This window comes from Sediminibacterium sp. FW305-C-269 (assembly GCF_058231045.1).
In genome coordinates this window covers 214,623-241,258 of record NZ_JBIQXQ010000004.1, presented here as the reverse complement: position 1 = coordinate 241,258, position 26,636 = coordinate 214,623, and the positions used below count along the sequence as shown (strand labels likewise).

Sequence of the window (26,636 nt, the reverse complement as noted above, 5' to 3'; positions counted from 1 at the left end):
CTGTTCCACTAGTAGTCAGGCCACTCAAGCCATTTAAGGTAGCAATATTCGCAGTTGATGCACTCAGAGTTCCGGCTATCACTGTGCCACTAGTGGTCAGACCGTTCAAGCCACTCAGGTTCGTAATCGTTGCATTGGTCGAACTTACCGTTCCGGCTGTTACTGTGCCGCTGGTAGTCAAGCCACTCAAGCCATTTAAGGTAGCAATATTCGCAGTTGATGCACTCAAAGTTCCGGCCGTTACTGTGCCTGATGCAGTCAGGTCATTTACACCATTGATCGTTGTAGTACTCACTGTTCCAGCAGATACAGTTCCACTCGTACTTAGGCTATTCAAGCCACTCAGGTTCGCAATCGTTGCATTGGTCGAACTGACCGTTCCAGACGTTACTGTACCGGATACGGTCAGATTATTGACACCATTGATCGTTGCAGTACTTACTGTTCCAGCAGATACGGTTCCGCTAGTAGTCAGGCTACTCAAGCCACTCAGATTCGCGATCGTTGCGTTGGTTGCACTCAGAGTTCCGGCCGCTACTGTGCCGGATGCAGTCAGGTTATTGACACCATTGATCGTTGTCGCATTTACAGTACCGGCTGTTATTGTGCCGGAAGTACTCAGGTTACCAATAGTAGCTGTTGTAGAACTCAGATTACTGGAGTTAACTGAACCACTCACCGTCAGGTTGTTCAAAGTTCCAATACTGGTGATATTAGGTTGCACGCCTGTTGTCAGTGTACCAGCCAACGTAGTCGCACTGATAGCACCACTCGTTGTCACAGAAGTTGGTGTAATGTTCCCTAAACTCATCGTAATGGCAGGCGTAGTGGTGGAATTCGCCACTGTTGCAGATATGCCGTTAGCCTCCACAACAGATACCGAAGTGACACCCGTAACTGGAACATTTCCAGTACGCACGTAGCCGCTTAACATGGCAGCCGTATCCGAATACTTAACAACTTTCGACAACATAGCGGCCGTATCACTCACACGCAGAAGGTTCTTCAGCATGTTGGCCGTATCCGTTACAAAAATAAAATTATTGGACGCTATCTTCCGTAAACTGCCATTCAGCGTAGTAACTACCGAATCTGTCCTCAGGCCTGTGCCAGACAAACTGATCTGCGAAATAGACCTGGGCTCCCACATGGCTGTTGCTGCATTCCATTGTAATACCTGGCCCGATGCCGGCAAAGTTCCGGATATCGCCCTTCCTACCAATTGGTTAGCATTCCAGATAGCAGCTGTATTATCCGCTACAATCGTTAAAGTATTTCCATTTTTCGTGACTGAAATCCCGTTATTATCACCGTTCACCGTAATATCGCCCAACTCTCCGTTCAGCGTAGTTACACCGCCGCTGAAAGTTCCAAAGGTGATCCAGGTTCCTCCCTGGCGAACATAGAATTTGTCATTCCCGGTCTGATATACCAACATACCATTTACCGGCTGCAGGATCAATGCGGTGTCAAATACACGCGGTATCAGTAAAGCTTTATTGGATGCATCGATCTGTAAGGCCACACTGTTATTCAGTACAGTAGTGTTACCAATAACAATGCCCTTGGCATTTACAATAAAATTATTGGTCATCCGGAGGGTGTCGGAAGCACGATGCGTTCCCAGGTTATCTCCTAAGCGCTGCGCATTGGTTACTGTCACCAATGAGAAAAGCATGACGCAGATAACTAAGACATGCTTGGTAAAATTGCTTCTCAACTTAATCACGATTAATTTGATTTCTCAGTTAGTCTATACATTATTAAATAGATCTGATAACATCCGGCAAAACAATTATCTCTGAAATATTCAATACTTATTTAATTACTACTATTTTATACTGACTTCCCAACACCGGTACCGGCTGGGCAGTAAAATTGGCAAACCGGATCCGTACCAGATCATCCTGCGCCACCCAGGCACTGTATATCGACCAGTCCGGATAATCATCCTGTGGCGTAACGATAATAGGATCTCCCTTCCGTACTCCCGGAACAGCTACAGTAACCACCGCAGTCGTATTCGGAGGAATATTCACATTGGTTCCACCAAAAACATCCAGTTTCAGATTGAGATTCGTAATGGTTGTTACCGATTGATTCGCAGCCTGTGGTGTTTGCCAGTTAACATTACCTAAACTATCTGTAATCAGAAACGTATTGGGTGGTCCCGCCTGGATACTCGTATTCACATTCGTAACACTCGCATTACCCGCAAATAAAGCATAGGGTACACTCAGCATCTGCGTGGTACCCATATCCAGATAATTATCAGTAGCCACCCACCAGGCAGCAGGAACTGATGGCTCAACTGCTACTTTGGTATTCAGAAAGAAGGGACCATTGGCCCAGGGTATCTCTCCTATGTTTTGCAGGGTTGTTGTGGCCGATTTGGTGCCCTGACCAATCACAACCGTGAATACACCATCATCATTCGAATTCGTCACATGCGACTCTTCCCATACCTTGGGACCATTGGTAGGCGAAGACTGGTAGATGATGATTTTTGTATAAATTTTGCGGTTTTTAGCCACATTCCCCAAAGGATCCTTAGCCACCAGTTGGTAGTTCATAGCAGGAGGAGGTTGCGCAATGATCGTTCCGGCAATAAAAACCAGAGAAGCAATCAGCAAAGTCCTGACTAAAACGAGTTTCATAAAATGAATTTATATGAACTGAATTTTATATAAAATAGAATTGATAGACATTATATTATACATATGCTATCACTTTATAGAAATAGTTTTTCATAGGATAAGCATTCCAAAAAATGGTTTTTCATAGGATATATGGGGAATCAGAAATAGTTTTTCATAGGATATATGGACTATTACCCCCCAGTAAATAGATATTCAAACTTTCGAATCACAATTTTCGATAGGCCTTAACTGTAGTTGCGTTACTACAAATGTACCGATTAAGGTCTAATCCTTCTCCCCGGTGCTATTATAATTTTATCAACTTCAAATTATAATGCTGGTTCATAAAATCAACGCTGATCGCATAAACACCAGCAGCATAAGCACCCACATTCAGCGTGTACCCCGACTGCAGCTCCTTCATGGGTACCATCTGGTTCATCATCACCCGGCCTTCCATACTCATGATCCTAACCTGGCAAAACAGATTCGCATCAAACTGACCCTCACATTTCAGGATACTGGTGCTTCGGGTAGGGTTTGGATAAACGTTCAAAGAAGTCATGCTCACGAGCACCGTAGCCACCGGCGGCACTTCTGTACAGGATGCACCAAATACCCCCTTGGCATTGGTAGCCTGCGACAACGTGGCTAATCCGGAAGAAATATTCAAACACTTTCCTTTACCATCCCCCACGAACGGACTACCGCCTGCAGTGGTCACAGAACCAGCAGACATAGCAAATGATGAAATGCTGAAAGGAGTCTGTGCCTTGCCCGTTGCGTAGGTAAGCATCAGCACTATAAAGAGATATATGATCTTCTTAATAGGCATAATACACTTCGCGCTGGGTTTTCATGTTCAGGGTATACTCTATATCCAGTTTATCAGAAGAAACATCATTGATAATAAAAGAGATCGCAACAGGTCCTGCAGGATTATTAAGGAAAGTCTCATACAGGGTTTCACCGCCACCGATCAGTTTCCAGGTGCCATTATACCCATCAGAATTCACGAAACTGCCACGGGGTCTGGTAGGGTCTGTATTGGTGGGATCAATGGTATATGTCTTGGTGAAACGTAGCTGCGCATCAGTGAGTACCTGCTTTACGGCATTCACATAGACTTCTTTCAGGTGCCAGTATTTGTTACCTGCACCGGTGAGATAAGCGACCACTTTTTCTTCTCTTGTTTCCAGAATATCGGAACTCTTGGTACAACCCGTTACAAGGAAAATACCAAGCAAAATGAATAAAGTGGTTAGTCTTGTTTTCATAATAACTGATCAAAAGCTGTCTTACTAAACTTTTACTTACCATCCAGGTGCATACAGGCAACCAGGGTTGTTTTTCAGAAAATATCTGAAGTAAGCAGGTTAACAGAGGGGATGATTCTTTAATAATGCGAATAACACGATCCGGGGTCCGATTTCGGCAGGAAAACCGATAGATTCGGAAGGATGTAGCGTTGAACTTCCATTAAAATCAAAGAATCAGAATAGATTGGATTGTAAAGACTAGCTTTTACAAGGACTTGGATTGGATTTGTCACTACTTCAAATAGGTCAGTAGTAATTACACTACAAAGTTATAGATAACTACAGAATTTTGTAGTGATTTACCAAGTTTTTTTTCAAAAAAAATCTACAAAATAAAAAAGGCCCTGATAACCAGGGCCTTAGAAAATAATATGGAATTAATTAATTTATACCTTAAAGTGAGAGAAAGCTTTATTAGCTTCTGCCATACGGTGGGTATCTTCTTTCTTCTTGAAAGCAGCGCCTTCGCCTTTGGCGGCAGCCATGATCTCATTGGCCAGTTTGTCTGCCATAGTACGACCATTCCTTTCGCGGCTGTAGCGGATCAGCCATTTCATGCTCAGGGAGATCTTACGGTCAGCACGAACCTCAGCAGGGATCTGGAAGGTAGCACCACCAATACGGCGGCTACGTACTTCTACAGAAGGCGTAACATTAGCGATCGCCTTTTTCCAGGTCTCATATCCGTCCTCACCAGTGGCTTTGGTTACTTTATCAACCGCATCATAGAAAATATTGATAGCGGTACTTTTTTTACCCTGCCACATCAGGTTATTGATAAAACGGGTAACCAGTTTATCATTAAAACGTCCGTCCGGAGCGAGAGGTAATTTTTTGGCTTGTGCTTTACGCATGTTCTAATTTTTACTTTCGGCTGAATTTCTTCAAGTATTAAAACTTTACTCAGCCTTTTATTGAGAAATTATTTTTTCGCTTTTTCTTTCTTAGTACCGTATTTAGAACGGCTTTTCTTACGGTCTTTTACACCAGCAGTATCCAGGCTACCACGTACAATATGGTAACGTACACCCGGTAAGTCTTTCACACGACCACCACGGATCAGTACGATAGAGTGTTCCTGCAGGTTATGGCCTTCACCCGGGATATAGGCGATCACTTCTACCTTATTGGTCAAACGCACTTTCGCAACTTTACGCAGCGCTGAGTTTGGCTTTTTAGGCGTAGTAGTGTACACACGGGTACAAACACCACGACGTTGTGGACATGCATCCAAAGCCCTGGATTTACTCTTAGCCCTGATAATTTCGCGACCTTTTCTTACTAATTGCTGTATTGTAGGCATTCTAAACCGTTTAAAATTTCGGACGGCAAAGGTAATGGCTGGATCGGAAAAACCAAAATGTTTTCCAAAGTTTTCCTGCCAAATGTCCAAAAACCGGGTATCTATACCCAAAACAGGCCTTCCGGGAAACCTTTTTTGTGGATAAGAAAGTTTCTCCAACCACTTACCCCCGTATTACTACCTGACCGATCACCCGTTTTACCACCCAGTTTTTCCAATGATATTGGATTTGGCTCCTGCCCCTTCTAATTTTACCCCGTAACCCTTCCCAACTGGATCATTGTTCATCTTCAAAGATAACCAGATGAGAAGCTTTTTCCTGATCCTGACCAGCCTCTTTTATTGGGGAACCTCTCTTTGCCCGGCCCAAACCGGCCTGGTACCGGTACCCTACACCACGGTCGGATCTACCTACACACAGAATTTTGACGGATTACCTGCTTCAGGCAGCTTTTCCCTTATGGGGAAGGGCCCTTTTACCCTATCTGACCCCCCTATCCGCTCCCTGAACCTCGCTGGTTGGCAGTTGCTGATGACAGCCGGATCCAATGCAAATGCCAGTTTTGCCACCAGCACGGGAACTTCTACCGGAAATGGCGTGTACAGCCTGGGAAATGCCGGCTCAACAGAGAGGTCATTGGGTTCACTGGCTTCCAGCACCGGCATCTATGCTTTTGGAGTGATCCTGACCAACCAGACCGGATCCATTCTCAACAGTTTCACCGTGAGTTTTACGGCAGAACAGTGGCGAAAAGGGGGCTCCACCAATAAAAATACCTGGACCTTCCGGTATAAAACCAGCCAGGCAAGCCAGTTATCAGACAGCGGACTGATAGCTGAGCCTCGACTTAATTTCCTGTCCCTCATTACCACCAGCACCGCCAGCAGCCTGAACGGCAACCTGCCAGATAACCAGCAGCGGATCTCTGTTACCCTTTCCGGCATCAGCTGGAAAAACGGGGAGCAGCTGTTACTCCGCTGGGACGATGCCGACGAAAACGGTAGCGACGACATTATGGCCATCGACGATTTTGCTTTCTCAGCCAGCCTGAACAGCGGCCCTCCCCTGCTCAGTAATCCGGGAGCAGATTCCATAACATCCGGCTCCGCTTTACTGTCCGTTTTAGCAGATGATCATTTCCAGAACACATCCATCCGGTTGTATTACGATACCAATGAGACTTTTAGCAACCCTATCATGTTACATCCTGTGCCGGATATATTGCCAGGTGGCAGCGGAAATACGGTTATTACTGCAAAATTAAGTGACCTTGTACCAGGCAGATCTTATCATTATTATTTTACTGCAACCAACCTGCATGGAGAAGACAGCAGTACCATCAAAAGTTTTACCACTGCCATTACAGCTCCCTCTGTAACTACCCTGGTTCCTTCCTCCGTCACATCATCCACTGCAGTATTGGGAGGATCTGTTTTGGATGAAGGAGGCGCCCCGGTTACAGACCGGGGTATTAGCTGGAAGATTCTGGGCGACAGTACTTCAGAAGAACGGCTGATCAGCATGGGATCGGGTTTGGGCAATTTCTCGCAAAACATCCGTCAACTCCCTGCGGGAACGCAGATCGAAGTCAGGGCATATGCCATTAACAGTGGCGGTAAATCGTATGGCCGGGTATATCCATTTGTGACCCCTGTCACCATCATCTCACTCGGCAGTTTATCCAACACAACAACCAATGCCAGCCAGGTTGTCTTTCTCTTTCGAACCAGCCACACGATCAGAGGCTTGCGCACGACACATTTTATACCAGTCAGTGAAACCATCACAGGAGCAAGCATCAGGTCTGTTACGGGTGACACATCGCATTATACCATCACAGTTGCCACAGGCAATGGGGATGGCACCTTATCTATCCGCCTCCAGAACGACAGCGGCATTTCCGTTCCGATTGATAACACGCCATTTACCGCAACAACTTCATATCAGATAGACAAAACCCCACCACTGATCAGACAGATCCGTATCCCGGATACTAGCTTCAAGATAGGTGATACCATTGGGGTCAGTCTCACCGTGGTTCCGGACAAAGAAAACATCCGGCTATTATCTGGAACAATCGCCAGCTTCCCGCTGATGGGTTTTACAAAAGTGAACGACAGCAGTTATAGCGCACACAGTAACATAACCAATAATGGAAAGGAGATCGCTGCAGCAGACAGTATCCCGGTACTGATTTCCTTGCAGGATGAAACTGGCAATACAGCCCAATACCAGCTGGACATCCACCAGTCTTCCGACGGGATCGATGCACGCAAACCCAGTATTCTTTCTGTCAAACATCCACCCGGGAATCTCTACAAAACGGGAGATACGCTGGATTTCCATGTGCGATTCTCTGAAAAAGTATGGCTCAGTAACGGCAGTCCCTCTCTTACGCTTACCATCGGCACCCGCTCCCGGCCAGCCATCTATGTCAGCGGATCGGGTACTGACAGCATCGTATTGCGCTATATCATACAACCGGGCGATGCTGATGCAGATGGTATCAGAACAACTTCTTCGCTCAACATGGGAAGTTCGGTACTGAAAGATGCAGCGGGCAATACGGCCAGTACCAGCTTTACCAATACCTTACCCGCAGGGTCCATTCTAGTGGATGCCATTCTGCCCGTAGTTACATTTGTCAATCCCCCTGAGCCTAATACCTACCTGACTGGCGATACCCTGTGCTTCCGTATCAGCTTTAGCAAAAAGGTATGGGTAGATACTACGCTTGGTATCCCGTCCATTGAACTTTCGTTCGGTAGCAAAAAAAGATCTGCTGTCTATCTATCAGGCAGTGGCAGTAATACGCTTCTTTTCCACTACTGCATCCAGCGGATCGATACGGAAGCAAAAGGCATCAAACTGTCTGCCTCCATCTTTGACAGTGCAGTATCCCTACATGATGCTATCGGTAATCCTGTAAACGCTCTCTTACGCAACATCGGGAAACTGGATAGTATTTTCATTAACCCGCTTAGGGCCACCATCACCGGATTCCAGGTTCCTGTAGAGCGGGTATACCCAGCGGGCGATTCTTTGGTTTTTGTGGCAGATTACTCAGAAACGGTATGGGTTTCTACACTTACAACAGTTCCCTACCTCGATCTCAATACCGCATCAGGCAGCCGGAAAGCTACCTATGTTAAGGGGTCGGGTACAAAACAGCTTTACTTTGTCTACAGGATCCAATCCCGGGATACGGATAAAAAAGGCATCAGCCTGCCAGCTATGATCAGTTTGGGTCAGGCAACTATTACAGATGAGAACAACAATCCCGTACCCCTCAACCTGCCCTTATCAAAAAAAGATACCCGCATCAGGCTGGATGGTATCGCACCACAATTTGTTTCAGTGGAAACGGATACGATACAGGTCTGCGGGAGCAGTACTTCTGTTTCCTTATCCTCCTTTCTCACAGTTACAGACGATGAGATCAATGACACACTTAGCTGGGAGATCAGGCCCGGCTCCCAAACAGCAATGATTACCGGCAATCATTGCTCTGCAACAACAAAAGGAAAAATCATGCGGCCGGAAAATATCCACTACCGGGCATTGGAGAATGCATCAGGTTTAGACACACTCACCGCAATCATCAGCGATGGAATTAACCGGTCCGTCAAAAAGATCCTGGTTCAGATCACCCCTGTTATCCGCAACAACTTCATTACCGGTCCCGAGATGATCTGTGCCGGCGAACCCACTTCTGTCTTGCAGGGATCTTTTCCAGAAGGGGGTAACGGAACATACACATTCACCTGGGAATGGTCTGTGTTGCCGGATAAGAAGCAGTTCAGCAAAATCAACGGTCTTGAAAAAAATGGCATGCTGCCCATATTTACCGATATCAAATGGTTCAGAAGGATCGTGGAATCGGGCGCCTGTTCGGACATATCTATTCCCATCCGGATTATCGCGGTCAATAATGGCCTCTGGTTGGGTAAAGAAAACAACAGCTGGCATCAGTCCGGCAACTGGTGTGGAGGCAGGATACCCGGACCCGTTACATCTGTACATGTATACCCCGACACCCGCTATCAGCCGGAGATCCGGGATACTGCCAGCTGTGGGTATTTGTTCATGCACGATAACAGCAACCTCAGTATAGCGCATATATTACGCATCAGCGGCGGGATCGTTGCCAACAGGCAACAGATTGACGCCAGCAAAGGATCACTCGTGTTACAGGATACCGTACAACAAGTGATCTCAGGAAGTTCTTTTTTTCTAAACAGGATACAAAGGCTGCAGATCAACAACCCTGGTGGAGTAAAGCTGACAGATACCCTTTTCATCAGCAGGGAACTTAGTTTACAGAAAGGTGTTTTGTCTACAGGAGACCGTTTGCTGATGCTAGGGGGTGCATATATCGGTGCATCGGCAGCCGGTACTAATCTATCAGGAAAGATCAGCACTGTGCAGTCCATTACAACAGGGAGAAGAGTTTTTCATTTCCTGAGTCACCCCTTCACACACAATATCGGCCTCTCTATGATCACAGACAGTGTGGACATCACCGGGGAAAACGGAAACCAGAACGGTTTTACCAACAGTCAGACACAAGCTGCTTCCGCCTTTTATTATAACCCGCTGAAAGGCAACGATTCTACCGGCGTAGAAATCGGATGGACTGCCTTCACCAATACCAGTGGACTTGCAGCAAACAGTTGGGCACCAATGCAGGGTATCCGGTTACTGGTCAGAGGCAAACCCGGCCAGGGACTTGATGGAAAACCCGCCGGTGACGGCACAAATGGCACGTATCTGCCTTTACCGGTGAATCTGCACTATACAGGCAATATGGCTACAGGCGACCAGGAACGGCTGCTCAATGGTTCACAGGATAACGCATTCCATGTGATCGGAAACCCTTATCTATCCAATATCGATCTGTCAAAGATCAGCAGAAGCAGCGGAGTGAGCAGGCATTACTGGTTATGGTATCCGGGTATGGGCAAACAGGGTGGATACAGCAGTTTCCCATTCGCAGTGAACAATATACTACCCTCTTTTGGCGCTTTTATGGTTGAAACAGCTGCAGGTACCCGGCAACAGATCCTGTTTACTGAAAACAGTAAATCGGCAGATCCGGCCAGCGATCCGCTAATACCGGTCCGGATCGACGACTGGTACCATATTGAACTCAGGCTCGAAAGTGACAGCATTCTCTGGGACCGTTTGTTATTACTGCAAATGGACAGCGCCCGTTTTGGTTACGACCGGAATGATGCATCCAAACTGCTGAATCCCGATGTGAACTTCTACAGCCACACTTATACCGGTAAACAATTGTCGATCGATGCCAGGCCTTTTACCAACGAATCAACGATACCACTGGGCCTGCAATGCCTGCAGCCGGGAATCTTCCGGATACGGATATCGGCAGTCAATCTTCCTGCATCCAACACACTGATGCTGCATGATAAATTGCTGGATAAATGGATACCCTTACAGCAAGACAGCAACTATCGTTTTCTCGTAAGAATGGATACCCTTACACAGGGAAACGATCGTTTTGAGATCTGCAGCCGTAAAAAACAGGAAGATCCATGGCTTTTACCCGAACCAATGGAACTCAGCTTATCTCCGGTACCCGCCACAGACCGCCTTCGCATTTCTTTCCGGGCAAAAGAAAAAGGGAATACTACTGTACGGATCCTTGGTCTGTCAGGCAGGCTTTTGCAAACCATTTCACTGGGCATACAGAAAGAGGGACAGGCATGGATACCGTTGGGCGGACTGCTCAGGGGCATCTACCTGCTTGAGCTGCGTTGCGGGAATTATCGCAGCAGCAGGATAATCATGAAAGACTGATGTAAAAAAAAATCGCCACAGTATTACAGCAAACCTGTAACCTGTGGCGATCAATTATGTTTAGTGATCTATCAGATCCGGAACATCCAGCCGTGGGTATCCGGAGCTTCTCCTTTGCGGATGGCATCCAGACGTTTTTTCAGCTCTTTGGATACTTCCCAGGTATCCGTGTCAAAATGCATGATATAATCCTTGTACTTCAATTCCTTGATCAGTGAAATGGTAGCCGCTGTGCCGGTACCGAACACTTCGCGCAGCTGGCCTGCTTTATGGGCCGCAATAAGTTCATCTACACTGAATTTCTTTTCCACCACTTCCAGTCCCATTTCTTTTAAAACTGCAATGGCACTGTCGCGGGTAACACCGGCCAGGATGGTTCCATCTTCCAGTGAAGGAGTGATAGCCTGGTTGCCGATGATGAAAAACACGTTCATGGTGCCCACTTCCTGCAGGTATTTGTGTTCAAAAGCATCCGTCCATAAAACCTGGTCATATCCCTGTTTTTTGGCCAATGCCGTTGCGTGCATACTGGCGCCATAATTACCCGCATTCTTCGCAAAACCAACGCCACCGGGTGCTGCGCGGGTATAGGTTTCTTCCACATAAATCTTCATCGGCGCTGCGTAGTAAGGGCCGGTTGGACTGAGAATGATGATAAACTTATACGTTTCAGAAGGTTTTACCCCGATCACCGGATCTGAAGAGAACATAAAGGGACGGATATACAGGGAATGCTCCGGTAAAGAAGGCACCCAGTTCCTGTCGAGATTGATCAGCTGGCGCATTCCTTCAATAAAAATTTCTTCGGGTACGGTGGGCATTTCCATCCTTTCCGCAGAGATATTAAAACGCCTGAAATTGTCATAAGGACGGAAAATAGCCACCTGTCCATCCGCTTCTTTATACGCTTTGATACCTTCAAAAATCGCCTGTCCATAATGCAAAGCTGCCAGTGAGGGCTCCATCAGAAGAGGCTGGTACGGTTTGATCTCCACATTTTTCCATTGCCCGTTCACATAATCCGCTTCCAGCATGTGGTCTGTAAAATACCGGCCAAATGGCAGGTTCTCCAATGAGGTTCCTGTTAACTTACTCGTCTCAACTTTCGAGATCTTTATGCCTGCTGCTGCTACCATAGTTTTATATTTGACGCAAATAAACAAAAAATTCAAAACTAACGACTGTTAATATTTTAAACGGTATGAGTGAAGAAAATACACGGTTACCCGATTTCCTGCTCGCGGATCTGTACAAGAACAGTCTGGTTATAACCGAAGATGAACCGAAGGCGGAGAGGAAGACGCCCCAACCAGAGAACCCGGCTAGTGAGCGTCAGTGGTATCTGGGCAGCAATTTACGAAAAATTACGCTTTTGGTGAGCGAAAAAGATGCCGTATACCTGAAAGATGAGTCACTCAACTTCCTTTCAGCCATCCTGGGCGCCTGCAAACTGAACCTCGGGGATGTTGCTATTGTGAACTGCCAGCAGGAACCTGTTTCCTATCCCCTGTTAAAAGAAAAACTGCAGCCTGCTTTTCTGCTTTTGTTCGGCGTAAATGCCCGCGATGTGGAATTGCCTTTTACGATACCGAATTACCAGGTGCAGAAATACGATCACTGTCAGTTACTGCTGTCACCTGCTTTGGATACCATGCTGGGCTCTTCACAGGAAGCCAAACTGGAGAAAAGCAAACTCTGGCTCTGCCTGAAAAAAATGTTCAACGTGTAAATGCGCCAGTCCCGTGCCGTAAAAAGAAATCAGTATGTCAACACTTATTTTTGCCACGAATAACCAGCACAAAGTAGATGAGATCCGTTCCGTAATCGGCTCCTACTTCGATATCATTACCCTGAAAGAAGCAGGTATTGATATAGATATTCCTGAACCACATGATACGCTCCAAGCCAATGCTTCCGAGAAATCACAGACCATACATCGGTTAACTAACCAGGATTGTTTCAGCGAAGACACCGGCCTGGAAGTGGAAGCACTGCAGGGCGAACCCGGAGTCAAAAGTGCGCGTTATGCAGGCGAGGGCAGGGATTTTCAGCAGAACATCGATAAACTGTTACAGAAACTCGGCAATAACCCCAACCGGAAAGCCCGGTTCAGAACGGTGGTATCACTGATTCTCAATCATCAGGAATACCTGTTCGAAGGCATCTGTACAGGAAAAATAGCGGAAGACCAGAAAGGTAATCAGGGATTTGGTTATGATCCGGTTTTCATACCCGACGGAGCCACCAAAAGTTTTGCTGAAATGAGCCTGGAAGAAAAGAACCAATACAGCCACCGGCAGAAAGCCGTTACCCAACTGATCGATTTTTTACGCAAGACAAGCTTATGAACCGGATCAAACTGAACTTACCCGATCAATTTCCCTTTGCCACTACCCTACACATACGGGTCACAGACCTGAACTATGGGGGTCATGTTGGAAACGATAGTTTTCTTTCACTGATACAGGAAGCCCGGCAACAATACCTGTTATCCTTCGGTTATCGTGAATTATCAGTGGGGAGTGTGGGACTGATTATGGCCGATGTTGCCATCGAATTCAAAAAAGAACTCAATTATGGTGATGAGGTGAGGATCTCTGTAAAAGCAACCGATTTCGACAAACTGGGATTTGATCTTTTTTATAAGATGGAAGTCATGCAGGATGCGGAATGGGTTCTTGCCGGAAAAGCAAAAACGGGTATGATGTGTTACGATTACAATGCAGGTAAAAAAGTATCGGTACCCGAAGAAGTGATTGCCAGGTTATCTGCCGGCTGATCAGCTGTTCCAGATGCGCCAGCTTTCTTCTGCCTGCAGCACCAGCATTTCCTGTCCGTTCTGAATGGTTGCGCCTTTTGCCTTGCCATTTGCCAGGAACCGCGTTTCAGCCGGATTATAGATCAGATCGTACAAATGATGCAGGGGCGTTAAGAATTGATAGGGTAACGGCGGACAGTCTTCCACGTTCGGGTACATGCCCAATGGCGTTGTGTTTATGATGAGTTGATGGGAAGACAGCAACAATTCATCCACCTGTTCATAAGCAATGGCCTGATCTGAAGCGCTACGCGAAACATATTGAACAGCAATGCCCATTTTTTGCAGCACATATACCACTGCAGCAGAAGCGCCACCGGTGCCCAACACCAACGCCCCGGTATGATGGGCTTTCAGGAAAGATCGTAATGACTGTTCAAAACCTACCACATCGGTATTATGTCCAATGCGCTTCCCTTCTTTTATGTTCACACAGTTGCAGGCGCCAATGGCTTTTACCACGGGAGAAACCTCATCTACAAAAGCCAGCACCTGTTTTTTGTAAGGGATGGTAATATTAAAACCACGCAGGTCTTTCTTCGATTCCAACACATCGGAAAGGGCAGCGATATTGGGCAGGGAAAAATTCTCATACACGCAATCGGTCAATCCCAGTCTGGCAAACTTTTCAGTGAAATATTTCTGTGAAAAAGAGTGTGATAAAGGATATCCCAGCAATCCGAAACGGCGCATGTCTTATTTTTTATTGAGATAAAGATCAAAGGTATCTCCTCTCAGTCCAATACGCATGGCTTCCAGGGGGATCACTTCATTCGGAGCAATATTACCCAGGTTCACATTACAACCAATGAGTTCAAGGAAATAGAGTTGTTGACCTTTCTGCGGAGCTTCCCAGATGATCTTTTCGGCAGGGATCTGGGTCAGAATCTCCTGTACCAGTCCTTCCCGCACTTCACCAGTGCCGCGGTAAATACCCACATTACCTGCTTCCCTGGCTTCTGCAATCACGTAAGAGGAACCGGCTTCCAGCTCTGCACGCATCAGTTCTATCCATTTGTAAGGGGGAATGATATGTGCGGCATCCTTACTGCCCACTTCACTGAGCACCGTTGCGTGTTTGGTCAGTTTTTCAATGTAGCCGCATTTTTCTGCGTGGGGAATGCTCACAGAGCCATCACTCACTTCCACATAAGTGATCCCGTAATCCTTACACACGGCGATATAATCGTCGAACTGGTTACGGATCAGGAATGCTTCAAACAAAGTGCCCCCGAAATAGATAGGAATGTTATAGGAATGATATACTTCTATCTTCTGTCGCAGATTGGGCGTTACAAACGATGTACCAAAACCCAGCTTAACAATATCCACATGCGGACCGGCCACACTTACAAAATCATGTACTTCGTTAATGCTAAGTCCCTTGTCCATTACCATGGTCAGTCCTGAGGTTCTTGGCTGAGTGGTACGTTCGGGGATCTGGGTGAGGTTAAAATTCATAGTTCATTACATTTTTCCGGCGCAAAAATACAAGAAACGGATGAGTGTAGGATTCACGGATTGGCATCACTGCAAAAAACGTTCAGATCTTTCTGCCTTTTTTGTAACGTGCCACAATATCTACCACCAGATTATTCTGGAGAATGGAAGGATTGAGTTCGATGAATTTCTTTAACTGGCGCGGGGCTTTCTCCATAGCCATTTCCAGTTTCTGCAAAGCGTCTTTGGATTTACCCTGTGCAAACAATATGGTACTGTAGTAGAACAGGAATACCGCTTTCCCATCGGTCGCTTTCATCGCTGCGAGGCACTGTTCAATGCCTTCCTCATACAGTTCCGCTTTGATGAGGCAACGGATCAGCGCTTCCCATCCCGCCACATTCTTGGTTTTGTGGCGCACCACCGTACCAAAATACTGAATCGCATCCTTGTACTGGTGCAGGTGCATCTTGCATTCGCCCATGGCAAGGTTATACTCCGGTATGGAACGATGGATCCGCATGGCATTCTCCAGTTGTTTCACTGCAGACTGCCATTGCTCCTCCAGCATATAGGTTACGGCGATCTTATAATGCAGTTTGCTGTCGTCGGGGTTCAGGTGCACCGCTTTCTTGTAATGGAACCTGGCCTGGGCATAGTTGCCCATCCGGTGGTAACAGTGACCGATGGCTTCGTATATCACATCTTCCGGACGGGTAAGTTCCAGCACTTTCTCCAGCACTTCGATTGCTTCCTTGTATTTGCGCAACCGCAGATAAGCATCACCCATATTGCGGTAGGCATAGTCGAACTTTTCGTCGATGGCCACCGCATACTGGTAGGCATCGATCGATTTTTCATAGAGTTTCAATCCCTGGTAAGCAGCAGCCAGGTTAAACCAGGCCAACTCGCTGAAAGGATATTCCTCAATGATCTGCTGGTGTAACCGGATACTTTCCTCGTTACGGCCGGTAAAATCCGTCCAGAAACAGATTTTGTACAAGGCTTCTTCATTATTGGGCTCTGCTTCCAGTACCAGTTTCAGGCAGTCGAACACTTTATCAAACTCCTCATAATCATCATATACATCCGCCAGTTCGAACAGGAGATCGATCTTTTCCTCTCCTTCAAACAGGTCTAAGGCAGCTTCGAGCAGTTCTACCGCTTTTGCCTGTTGATCCAGCGCCAGGTACGCATCTGTTTTTAAGATATATAAATTCAGGTCACGGCTGTCATAGAGTTCTGCCATTTCCAGCACATCCAGTGCTTCGCGGTATTTGCGGGTAGCCAGCAGCAGGTCTGCCTTTTTGATCATCAGTTGGGAAGAATAGGGAAACTGCGACAAACCGGTCTCCGCGGCTTCCAACGCCTCGGGAAGGTCATCTTTTTCGTCAAAATAGTCGATAATGCGCTCAAAAGCATCCTCTTCCAGGAAAGCATGGGTTCTGCCATTCTTGAGATTCTGGTACTGCCTGAGTAGTTCTTTTAGCTCTTCGCGGTCTTCGCGATACGGATTTTCTCGCATTGGCTATTAGGTTGATACAATTTATGGATAAAAAATCAGCTTTTTCAGGCTTTTTTGTAACTTTTTAGGGTTGTTAACGTTTGTTAATAAAATGAGAATTGTGTTGGTGTTAAGAAAAATAATACCTTTGTAAAAATGAAACGTACCCAAAACATCAAAAAACTTGGTTTTTGTGCCCTGCTGCTTCTGGGCATACAAGTGGCTTATGCGGCGTTCTCATTTACAGGAATCGCGGATGAAAAGATCAGGACCAGCAAATATTCCTTCAAACACCTGAGCTCCTTATCGCACAAAAGCCTGTCTTTTTCTTCTCTTAAATCAAGCCTGCAGTACAAAGGACCGCAAACATCTGTCTCCAAAGAGAACGGCAATGGTACGGAAGTAAGTTCAATGCTGCGTTTCGATAATGGGAATACTACCTATGTATACCCTTACAAATTCAAAGTAAAGGCGCCTAAGTTCAAAACGCCAGCTCCTCCACAACATTAATTCAGGATACGATATCCACTTACCGGAATATCAAAACGTGAGGCCTGCACCGGGCTGAGATTTATTTTAGTGGCAGTATATCTGATCTTTTTGCCATTGGTTTCCTGCGCTTCAAATTCCAGCACGAAACCCGGAATATCTTTGAACTGGTATTCAAACTCTTTTACAGAAGGAATAATGGCCGAAGCATAGTACAAAGTGAGCTCTGCCCCATCTTTCAACTGTATCAATGCTTTTTTACACTCATACCCCAGAATGGTTTTGGTATCTGAGTTGACCAGCGACACAGTCATACCCTCATATTTTTTATTCTCTGCCAGCCATTGGGCCCTGTCAAGCCTCGTCATGAATTTATTGTTCCCAAACTCCCGCAGGATCACTGCAGCACCGGTTGACTTATTGTAGATCAGTGACTGGGTAAAGGAGGGGCTCACCAGGTCTGTGCGACTATCATTCCCTTTGATATACACATTCTTGGTACTTGCTTTCAGCGATTCTGATACGTCGTTATCCATAGCGCCATCCTCGGCGCTGATCGCATAACTGATGGTGCAATCTGCGATGACCCTTTGCGCCTGCACGCTGGTAAACAGCAGGCAAACTGTGATTACGGAAAGAAAAAAATACTTCATGTGTGCTTGTTTTCTGCTATCAGGTTCTTCCTCAAGATACTCAAAATATGATGCCGGCACGGCCGCATACTGTTAAAAAAATTGGGGAACTCCTGAGCAGATGTACCACCCGGAATTCCCCAATTCAACCCATGGCTGGTTTATTTCTTTTTCTGTGTTTTGTCTTTCAGGTCCTGCAGTTTTTTCTGGCTCTCCATCATCTGCTCATAACGCTCCTGCCATTTGCTCTTGGTTTTCGGGGCTTTCCGTTTCTCATCTATCTTGGCCAGTATCTTATCGTGATTGATGATATAATTCTGGATCACGAACTGTAAGCCCAGGGTTACCACATTGGAAACCGTATAATACCAGGTCAGGGCCGAAGGCAGCTTGTTGAAGATGAATAACAGCATGAACGGGAAGATATACGGCATGTATTTCAGTGCCGGATTATCCTGGGTGGGCGTCATGCTCATGTTGTAGATAGAGATCAGAAAGCTGGTTGCCACCGCAGTGATGGTAAACAGACTGATATGGTCACCAAAAGCCGGAATAGTAAACGGCAGATGGGCGATAGAGTCGTAAGATGACAGGTCATGGCTCCACAGGAACTCCTTGCCCCTCAGGCTGATATTTGAATTAAAGAAGCTATACAAGGCAAAGAAGATCGGGATCTGCAGCAAAGCCGGGATACATCCACCCAAAGGATTCACACCCGCTTCGCGGAACAGTTTCATCTGCTCCATGGCAAATCCTTGCTGGTCACTGCCGAATTTCTTTTTCAGCTCATCCAGTTCAGGACGCAACACTTTCATTTTGGCTCCGCTCAGGTAACTGCTGTAGGTCAGCGGCGCTGTTACCAGGCGAATGAACAGGGTCAGCAACAATACCACCCATCCATAATTCTTCACAAAACCCGCGAAGAAGTCAAACACATTCATGATGATGTATTTGTTGATGGGTCGCACAAAAGAGTACATATCCCGGCCCAGGTTCACGATCCTGTCCATTTCCGGGGCCTGCTTCCTGAGTATTTTGTAATCACTGGGACCATAATACAATTGCAATGGTACACTCACCGAACTGCTTACCGGCAATTTTGCCTGCAGACTTACATCGGCAGTGGCCAGACCTTTACTGGAATCGGTTTTACGGGCCCAGTTGATCTGTCCGCCGGTAAAATTATTCTTGGCCACCAATGTGCTGTTAAAGAACTGTTGCACCACGCTCACCCACTGCACGGGTTTCTCGAATTTCCATTCGTTCTTGGCTGAGATATAGTCAAAGTCGTTCCCTTCTGAAAAACAGATATTCGACATCTGCCTTTCATAATCATGCGCATGTTCCACCTGGAAAGTCTCTGCGCGCCAGCTCATATTCAGCAGACCCTGACTCAACAATTTATCCGCACCATTCATCGAAACGTTCCAGTCGATCATATAGTCATCTTCTTTCAGGATGTACTGGTGGGTAACCGACTCCCCATTGGCACCCGTAAGCGTAAAGCTGATGGTCTGGCTTTTATCCGCATTGGTAACAGGTGCAGATGCGGCAAAGAACAGGTTGCTGGTTTGCGCTGACTGGTTGGCTGCGGTATTGATAGTATAACCCAACTGGCTGTATTCGCCCAGAACCACTTCCTTTTGATCTACTGAAGACTGGTAATTCTTCAACTGTACTTTCCTTACCTGTCCGCCTTTGTTGCTGAAAGTGACTTTCATCACTTTGTTCTCAAGCGTAACCAGTTGCTCTGTCCCCATTCCTGCTGTAGTGAAATCACCGGCAGCAGATACGCGGGTTACAGAGTCCCTGTGTAAAGAATCCATCCTGGCCACGAGGGTATCAGCTGCTTTGATACTGGCAGCCTGAACACGCCTGATAGAATCTTCCTGTTTTTGTTTGGCAGCCAGCATTTCATTCTGCTGTTTATTGCTGAACCAGAAATAGGCAAAAAACAAAAGTCCCAGTAAAACAAACCCAATGACCGTATTCTTGTCCGTCTTCATACTAGATTTTATTGAGCGGCAAAGGTAGTATTTGGAACGAAGATTGGGTATACCAAGTTGCCAACCCGTTAAAATAGCGATAAATCGGACGGAAGGGTTGAAAATGCGGGTTTTTCATCGTTTCTTTAGGTCACTTCAACCCAGGGTAACACCCAACTTCTACCGGTCATTCATTACGAAAGCTTTTTTTATGCAGGAAAAGACGATGCCTTTTGCCCAAAGGGAGGGGTACGTACCGGACAGATGGACCCGTTTTCTCTGGTGGCTTTCCACCGCCGAACCCGAAATACTGGCAGGTTGTGCAGTAGACCGGAGCCGATATGCCATTGTGGGCATGACCGTTCTCGGCACCTGGGCCTTTGCTACACTGGCCTGGTCGTATTTTTTCAGTACGGTAGTGGGTAACTGGCTGATTGCCATGTTACTGGGAGTGTTCATGGGTAGCATTATCCTTACCATCGACCGGGCATTGATCAAAGGCATCAGCCGTTCGAACAAGAAAAGATTTTTACCGTTAGCTTTCAGGGCGGCCCTGGCACTGGTGATCGGTCTGTTCATGGCCCAGCCGGCTTTGTTGTACCTGTTCGACAAAGAGATCCATGTGCAGATATCACTGGACAATGAGCAACGCAGGCGTGATAAACGGAATAGGCAGGATACTGTATACGCATCCCAGAAAACAAGGCTGCAGCAACAAAAGAACAGCCTGCAACAGGAACTCAATTCACGGTATGCGGAAGTAAGTGCCGCGAGAGATGCTTTTATCAGGGAGACAGACGGGACCGGCGGCAGTAAAAAGATCGGCCTGAAAGATATTGCACAGGCCAAACAAAGAGAGTACCAGAAACTGGATGCCGATTACCGTTTAAAAGAGCAGCAACTGCTTCCGCAGATCAAAACCAGCGACAGCCTGGTTGCAGCAATAGACGCCGCTATACAGAAAGAGCAAAATGCTTTTGAAACTTTGCTGAATGACGGTTTCATTACCCGGATCGAAGCTTTGAATCACCTGGTACAAAACAATGTTTCTGTGGCATTCCGGTATTATTTACTGGTGGTCATCCTGCTGTTGATAGAGCTGATGCCTGTGATCACCAAAACCATTTTACCTGAAGGGAGTTACGATAAAAAACTGGAGTTACAAGAAGCACTTGAAAAGGAACTCGCACAAAAAAATCACGAACGTGAACTGGCCATAAAAGAGCTGTACAACCAGACGGCATTTGAGCAGGACAGCGGTTTTATCAAAGAATTTTTTGTGCAGGCAGAACAGGAAAGAAAACAGAAACTAAGCACCAGGATGCAGGAATGGAAAGGAAGTGATAACCAATCCTTTGACGAACTCTGGGAAGATATGAAACGGAATATGCTGACCCGACAGGAGGATTAATCATGAATAATGAACAAGGAACGCTGAATGTTGAAGTACTCTCCGATCAACATTCAGCGTTCCTTGTTCATTATTCATCATTCAACGTTCTCATCTTCCTCCCGGAGGACAATAGGTTCTCAGATAATTGGTATACAGCTGGTTCAGATGCGGAATGGTTCCCTTACCTTCAGAAATACTATGGGTACGGTTGGGATAACTCATCATCTGGAATTGTTTTCCGTTAGCGATCAGTTCGTTGATGAGCTGTTCGGCATTATTGTAATGCACATTATCATCACCAGTGCCATGGATATATAAAAGGTTACCACGCAGGTTCTTTGCATGGGTAATGGGTGAGCCTTTCACAAAGTCTTCGCGGTTTTCCTGTGGCAGTCCCATATACCTTTCCTGGTAAATATTATCATAAGTCAGCTGGTTACCCACTGCAGCGATCGAGATACCTGTCTTATAGATCTCCGGATACAGGAACATTAGTCCCAATGTGGCTGAGCCACCACCACTCCAACCCCAAACGGCTATACGTGAGGTATCCACAAATGACCATTTCATCACTTCTTTGGCAGCCATGGCCTGGTCGCGCAGGTTGATCTGTCCGATCTTACGGTAGATGGATTTGCGCCACTCCCTTCCTTTCGGTGCAGGTGTACCCCGGTTATCCATGGTGATATAGATGTAGCCATCTTTCGCCATATTTCCCGTATACATACGGTTCATACCAGCGCCCCACTGGTCCTTAGCATTTTGTCCGGCAGGTTCTGTGTACACATAAAACACAACCGGATATTTTTTGGCCGGATCAAAGTTCTCCGGCCTGGCCATCCAGCCATCCATTTCAATGCCATCCACTGTTTTCACCGTGAAGAACTCGACATTCGATTTTGACTTATCGGCTTTGGCTACAGCTGCATTCACATGGTCGCCATTGAATGCCTTATGATCGGGCAGACTTACCCACTCACGGGAAGGCTGTGTATAATAATTGGAGAAAGAGTGTTGTGCAAATTTAGCGCCGGGCGATACTGTATAACTATGTGTACCATTCTGGTTCATTGGTGAGATCCGTTCAGCCGCTGCAGAGCCATCCAGTCTGGCACGATAGAGATAACGCTGCGTGGCATTACCCGGTGTGGCGTAAAAATACACATATCCGCCAGCTTCATCCAGTGCAGTAACACCCATGATATCATAATCGCCGCGTGTGATCAGTGTTTCAGATTTACCGTCCCTGCTGATACGGTACAGGTGGCGCCATCCGTCTTTTTCACTGGTCCACAAAAACTCTTTACCGCCATTCAGCCAGAACTTATCGCTCAGGGAAGCTACTGCATCTATCCAGGCCGCATCAGTCTCCTGGTAGATAGAAGTGGATTTACCCGTTACAACATCACTCAGTAAGATAGTACTCTGGTTCTGTTTACGGTTCAGGTGCTGCATGATCAGCTGGCTGCTGTTGGCGGCCCATTCCATACGGGGCACATACGACTGAAGTACCGGGTCTGTAGGTATCTGCATCCAGTTGGTTTTAGCAGTGCTGATATCCACTACACCTATCTTATAAGGTGAAGGTGCTTCACCCGCAACCGGGTATTCCAGCGGAACGGGGAAAGGATAAATGGAATCCGTCATGTTCACCATCAGGTAATTCTTTACGGTAGACGCATTGATCTGCCAGTAAGCAATTTTTTTGCTGTCCGGACTCCAGCGAAACCCATCCAGGCAGCCAAACTCCTCTTCATAGGCCCAATCGAACGTACCATTGATGATCTTCCGGTTACCGCCTTTCGTGAGTGCTGTGATCTTGCCGTTGGCGAGATCTTCCAAGTATATATTGAATTCACTTACATAAGCCACTTTCTTACCATCCGGCGAAAATTTGGCAAACATCAGCGAGGAAGCAGGGCGCCCCCTGCCCAGCTGGCGCAGCGTTTTATCTGCCAGGTTCAATACCCAGTAATCGCCACGACTATCCTGGCGCCATACTTTTTTGGTGTTGGTATAAATCAACACCTGCTTATCATCGGCTGAAAAACTGAAATCACGGATCGCCAACGGTGCGGTATCCTGTTTGGGTGTCACCAGTGTTTTGGACACCAGCACTGTTTTAGCCAGCGAAGGCAGTTCATTCTTAACGATCTCTCCATGTTCGATCGAATAAAAAGCATTACCGTCGCGTGTCCAACGTAGTCCCTGCGAACGTGCCGGCACAGAAACAGCGACCAGCAACAGCAGGCATACAGAAATCATCCAATACCTTCTCATAGTTGTCATTTTAGGACATTGAAAGTACTGAATCCGGTTTATAATCACGAACACGGATCCGCCTTTGTATTCTGTCCCGACCACCCTCCATGACTCCGGAAACAACAATGCCCCGGACAGGTTATCCGGGGCATTGCCAGGTATTGCAATCAGTTATCAGATCAAAGCATCCTGCAAAGAACTGCTCTTTACCGTGCTCTTATTTTCATTATACTTTTTAGCTGCATCGATGAAACTCACGAATAGCGGAGCTGGTTTTACTACCGTGCTTTTTAGTTCAGGATGATACTGGACACCGATAAAGAATGGATGGGTTGGAATTTCCATAATCTCAACCAATCCCGTTTCCGGGTTTCTTCCGCTGGCGATCATGCCTTTGCCTTCAAACTGGTCCAGGTACTCGTTATTGAATTCATAGCGGTGTCTGTGACGTTCGGTTATCATTTTTTCTCCATAGATCTTATGTGCCAGGCTATTGTCTTTGATCTCACAGGGATAAGAACCCAGGCGCATGGTACCTCCCATCATCCTGATCTTTTTCTGCTCTTCCATCATATTGATCACAGCATGCTGGGTATTGGTATCCATTTCAGTGGAATGTGCATCTTTCAGTCCCAGTACATTTCTTGCATACTCGATCACCGCCATCTGCATACCCAGGCAGATACCGAAGAAAGGCAGTCCTTTTTCGCGTGCGTATTGAACCGCCACTATTTTTCCTTCAATTCCCCTATGACCGAAACCGGGTGCCACCAGCAGGCCATCCAGGCCATCCAGTTTTTCTGCTACATTTTCAGGGGTAATGAATTCACTGTGTACATTCACCACCTGCACTTTTACCTCATTCATGGCGCCGGCATGTACAAAACTTTCGAGGATGGATTTATAAGCATCCTGCAGTTCGATGTATTTTCCGATCAAACCTACGGTCACCTTACTTTTAGGATATTTCAGCTTATCGAGGAATCCTTTCCATTTATCCAGCTGCGGCTCGCCGTAGTTGGTGATCTTCAGTTTCTTCAAACAGATCAGGTCCAGTTTTTCGCGCAGCATTTCCATGGGCACTTCATAAATGGTTGGGGCATCCAGGGCTTCTATCACCGCTTCCTGTTTCACATTACAGAACAGGGCAATCTTTCGCTTGATATCATTATTCAGGGGTTCTTCCGTACGACACACGATAATGTCAGGATGTACGCCTGTCTCACTCAGCATTTTCACACTGTGCTGCGTAGGTTTCGTCTTTAATTCCTTGGCCGCTTTCAGGTAGGGGATCAGGGTAAGATGCACCACCATCAGGTCTTCTTCGGGCAGTTCCCACTGCAGCTGGCGAACAGCTTCAATGAAAGGAAGGCTCTCAATATCACCCACGGTGCCTCCGATCTCTGTCAGGATGATATCGTATTGATCATCCTCTCCCAGTAATAACATTCTCCTTTTGATCTCATCGGTAATATGGGGAACCACCTGTACGGTCTTACCCAGGAAATCACCCGCACGCTCCTTGTTGATCACCGTCTGGTAAATACGGCCGGTGGTTACATTGTTGGCCTGTGAGGTATAGATATTCAGGAAACGTTCATAATGGCCCAGATCAAGATCGGTTTCGGCACCATCTTCGGTAACATAACACTCCCCATGCTCATAAGGATTCAGTGTACCGGGGTCCACATTGATATAAGGGTCAAATTTCTGGATCGTCACCCTTAATCCTCTTGCCTGCAGCAATTTTGCCAGCGAAGCAGCAATGATCCCTTTTCCTAAACTACTGGTTACCCCTCCGGTAACAAAAATAAACTTGGCCATAATATGGTTATTAATTGATACGTATATATTACAATTAGTATTATTCTGTTAGTGTTCTTCCACTTCCAATGTATACAGCAACCCCAATCCCATAGCTACACAAACCACAGGCCACCAGAAAGCAATACCTGCTTTTTGCGACCAAAAAAATCAAAGAATATTGACCCTGGAAAATAACTGTGTGAGGAAAATTTCGGAGGTCATACAAACCTACAGCAAAAAACTTATTCTAAAAAATAGCAGCTTCGGCTACAACCATTTTTTATCCTAAAGTGTTAATTTGACGTGTACATCTTTATCTCTTAAAAAACGAATATGAAAAAAATACTGCTCTTAAGCCTGGCTGCATTGGGCACGGCTGCTATGTTGAGTCACCGTTATAAAACACCCGAACCTGCCATATTGAGTCCGGAATGTTATGTCAGCTGTTTCAACGGCGATATCCGGGAACAGTTCAGACAGGAAGCCGGCACCCTGGCATTTGCCGCCATGCACGAAACACCCCGGTCTTACCAACTGGAAAATCCAACCGGTAAGACCGTCAGTTTTACCGCTGCCGACGGATCTGCAGCTATGGGATATGAGATCAAAAGCAAGACCAAAAGTAACCAATGGGTATTTGTGATACAGGAATGGTGGGGCCTGAATGATCATATCAAAAGGGAAAGTGAAACCCTTTTTAAAGAGCTGGACCATGTAAATGTAATCGCCCTGGACCTGTACGACGGAAAAGTAGCGGCCACACCCGATAGTGCCATGAAACTGGTACAGGCAGCCCAGACAAACCGTCTTGAGAACATCATTAAGGGCGCTATCGCTTATGCCGGAAAAGATGCCCGGATCTATACCATTGGCTGGTGTTTTGGCGGTATGTGGAGTTTACAGGCAAGTATGCTGGCAGGCAAACAGGCTGCCGGCTGCGTGATGTATTATGGCAGACCCGAAAACAATAGGGAAAAGTTACAAAAACTGAACTGTGATGTGATCGGTTTCTTTGGCAACCAGGACCGCAGTCCATCCCCCGAGCTGGTGACCAAATTTGAAGAGGACATGAAGGCCGCGGGTAAAAAGCTGACCGCCTATAAATACGAAGCTAACCATGGTTTTGCCAACCCCAGCAATCCGAGCTTCAATAAAGCCGCCACAGAAGATGCACATGCCAAGGCGATCGCCTTCCTGAAAGAACGGATGAAATAATGAATATTGA

Annotated in this window: 21 protein-coding genes; 7 read left to right on the top strand and 14 right to left on the bottom strand. The window is 46.5% G+C overall.

The annotated features are described in order from the left end of the window. The 6 genes from ACH3Y6_RS14655 to rpsL form a co-directional block, all read right to left on the bottom strand. The coding region (locus ACH3Y6_RS14655; protein WP_490836374.1) for a beta strand repeat-containing protein at positions 1–1,678 on the bottom strand (1,678 nt) is incomplete at its 3' end. A gap of 139 nt (positions 1,679–1,817) precedes the next feature. Continuing rightward, positions 1,818–2,657, bottom strand: a complete 840-nt coding sequence (locus ACH3Y6_RS14650) for a hypothetical protein (protein ID WP_490836373.1) — start codon at positions 2,655–2,657, stop codon at positions 1,818–1,820. A gap of 289 nt (positions 2,658–2,946) precedes the next feature. Further along, complete coding sequence (locus ACH3Y6_RS14645; RefSeq protein ID WP_490836372.1) at positions 2,947–3,378, bottom strand: T9SS type A sorting domain-containing protein; 432 nt, start codon at positions 3,376–3,378, stop codon at positions 2,947–2,949. An 85-nt stretch (positions 3,379–3,463) separates the two neighbouring features. After that, the gene (locus tag ACH3Y6_RS14640; protein ID WP_490836371.1) at positions 3,464–3,916 is read right to left on the bottom strand and encodes a hypothetical protein; all 453 of its coding nucleotides are present in this window, start codon (positions 3,914–3,916) and stop codon (positions 3,464–3,466) included. A gap of 428 nt (positions 3,917–4,344) precedes the next feature. After that, positions 4,345–4,812 (bottom strand): 30S ribosomal protein S7, encoded by a 468-nt coding sequence (rpsG, locus tag ACH3Y6_RS14635; protein WP_490836370.1) that lies wholly within the window; start codon positions 4,810–4,812, stop codon positions 4,345–4,347. A gap of 68 nt (positions 4,813–4,880) precedes the next feature. Next, positions 4,881–5,261: a 30S ribosomal protein S12 gene (rpsL, locus tag ACH3Y6_RS14630; RefSeq protein ID WP_026767866.1), complete on the bottom strand. Its 381-nt coding sequence runs from the start codon at positions 5,259–5,261 to the stop codon at positions 4,881–4,883. A 304-nt stretch (positions 5,262–5,565) separates the two neighbouring features. Between rpsL and ACH3Y6_RS14625 the strand changes: the two genes are divergently transcribed. Beyond that, positions 5,566–11,082, top strand: coding sequence for a hypothetical protein (locus ACH3Y6_RS14625; RefSeq protein ID WP_490836369.1), 5,517 nt, complete (start codon positions 5,566–5,568; stop codon positions 11,080–11,082). A gap of 71 nt (positions 11,083–11,153) precedes the next feature. On the opposite strand, the gene ACH3Y6_RS14620 is transcribed toward ACH3Y6_RS14625, so the two are convergent. Beyond that, on the bottom strand, positions 11,154–12,218 hold the full coding sequence (locus tag ACH3Y6_RS14620; RefSeq protein ID WP_490836368.1) for a branched-chain amino acid aminotransferase: 1,065 nt from the start codon (positions 12,216–12,218) through the stop codon (positions 11,154–11,156). A gap of 65 nt (positions 12,219–12,283) precedes the next feature. Here ACH3Y6_RS14620 and ACH3Y6_RS14615 point away from each other — a divergent pair, with 65 nt between their 5' ends. From ACH3Y6_RS14615 to ACH3Y6_RS14605, 3 genes are read left to right on the top strand one after another with little or no spacing between them, the layout of a single operon-like run. Beyond that, a complete protein-coding gene (locus ACH3Y6_RS14615) occupies positions 12,284–12,811 on the top strand; it encodes a hypothetical protein (protein WP_490836367.1) in 528 nt (175 codons plus the stop codon). 34 nt (positions 12,812–12,845) lie between these two features. Then, positions 12,846–13,430: an RdgB/HAM1 family non-canonical purine NTP pyrophosphatase gene (gene rdgB / locus ACH3Y6_RS14610; protein WP_490836366.1), complete on the top strand. Its 585-nt coding sequence runs from the start codon at positions 12,846–12,848 to the stop codon at positions 13,428–13,430. Then, complete coding sequence (locus ACH3Y6_RS14605) at positions 13,427–13,861, top strand: acyl-CoA thioesterase (RefSeq protein ID WP_490836365.1); 435 nt, start codon at positions 13,427–13,429, stop codon at positions 13,859–13,861. Before rdgB ends, ACH3Y6_RS14605 begins: the two co-directional genes overlap by 4 nt. Here the strand turns inward: ACH3Y6_RS14605 and ACH3Y6_RS14600 are convergent, their stop codons facing one another. The 3 genes from ACH3Y6_RS14600 to ACH3Y6_RS14590 form a co-directional block, all read right to left on the bottom strand. Further along, positions 13,862–14,593, bottom strand: coding sequence for a shikimate dehydrogenase family protein (locus ACH3Y6_RS14600; RefSeq protein ID WP_490836364.1), 732 nt, complete (start codon positions 14,591–14,593; stop codon positions 13,862–13,864). A gap of 3 nt (positions 14,594–14,596) precedes the next feature. Continuing rightward, entirely contained in the window at positions 14,597–15,361 is a 765-nt protein-coding gene (locus tag ACH3Y6_RS14595; RefSeq protein ID WP_490836363.1) for a phosphosulfolactate synthase, read from the bottom strand. An 82-nt stretch (positions 15,362–15,443) separates the two neighbouring features. Next, positions 15,444–16,865: a tetratricopeptide repeat protein gene (locus tag ACH3Y6_RS14590; protein ID WP_490836362.1), complete on the bottom strand. Its 1,422-nt coding sequence runs from the start codon at positions 16,863–16,865 to the stop codon at positions 15,444–15,446. 135 nt (positions 16,866–17,000) lie between these two features. Here ACH3Y6_RS14590 and ACH3Y6_RS14585 point away from each other — a divergent pair, with 135 nt between their 5' ends. Next, positions 17,001–17,354, top strand: coding sequence for a hypothetical protein (locus tag ACH3Y6_RS14585; protein ID WP_490836361.1), 354 nt, complete (start codon positions 17,001–17,003; stop codon positions 17,352–17,354). On the opposite strand, the gene ACH3Y6_RS14580 is transcribed toward ACH3Y6_RS14585, so the two are convergent. Both ACH3Y6_RS14580 and yidC read right to left on the bottom strand, forming a co-directional pair. Continuing rightward, a complete protein-coding gene (locus tag ACH3Y6_RS14580; RefSeq protein ID WP_490836360.1) occupies positions 17,351–17,986 on the bottom strand; it encodes a hypothetical protein in 636 nt (211 codons plus the stop codon). The two genes, ACH3Y6_RS14585 and ACH3Y6_RS14580, sit on opposite strands and share 4 nt — an antisense overlap. A 140-nt stretch (positions 17,987–18,126) precedes the next feature. Further along, positions 18,127–19,971 (bottom strand): membrane protein insertase YidC, encoded by a 1,845-nt coding sequence (gene yidC / locus ACH3Y6_RS14575; RefSeq protein WP_490836359.1) that lies wholly within the window; start codon positions 19,969–19,971, stop codon positions 18,127–18,129. A 190-nt stretch (positions 19,972–20,161) separates the two neighbouring features. Here yidC and ACH3Y6_RS14570 point away from each other — a divergent pair, with 190 nt between their 5' ends. Then, positions 20,162–21,361, top strand: a complete 1,200-nt coding sequence (locus ACH3Y6_RS14570; RefSeq protein WP_490836358.1) for a DUF4407 domain-containing protein — start codon at positions 20,162–20,164, stop codon at positions 21,359–21,361. A 90-nt stretch (positions 21,362–21,451) separates the two neighbouring features. Here ACH3Y6_RS14570 and ACH3Y6_RS14565 read toward each other — a convergent pair whose 3' ends face one another. Both ACH3Y6_RS14565 and pyrG read right to left on the bottom strand, forming a co-directional pair. Then, on the bottom strand, positions 21,452–23,623 hold the full coding sequence (locus ACH3Y6_RS14565) for a S9 family peptidase (RefSeq protein ID WP_490836357.1): 2,172 nt from the start codon (positions 23,621–23,623) through the stop codon (positions 21,452–21,454). Positions 23,624–23,779: 156 nt separating this feature from the next. Continuing rightward, on the bottom strand, positions 23,780–25,429 hold the full coding sequence (gene pyrG, locus ACH3Y6_RS14560; protein ID WP_490836356.1) for a CTP synthase: 1,650 nt from the start codon (positions 25,427–25,429) through the stop codon (positions 23,780–23,782). A 315-nt stretch (positions 25,430–25,744) separates the two neighbouring features. Between pyrG and ACH3Y6_RS14555 the strand changes: the two genes are divergently transcribed. Next, on the top strand, positions 25,745–26,626 hold the full coding sequence (locus ACH3Y6_RS14555) for a dienelactone hydrolase family protein (RefSeq protein ID WP_490836355.1): 882 nt from the start codon (positions 25,745–25,747) through the stop codon (positions 26,624–26,626). Positions 26,627–26,636 lie beyond the last annotated feature (10 nt).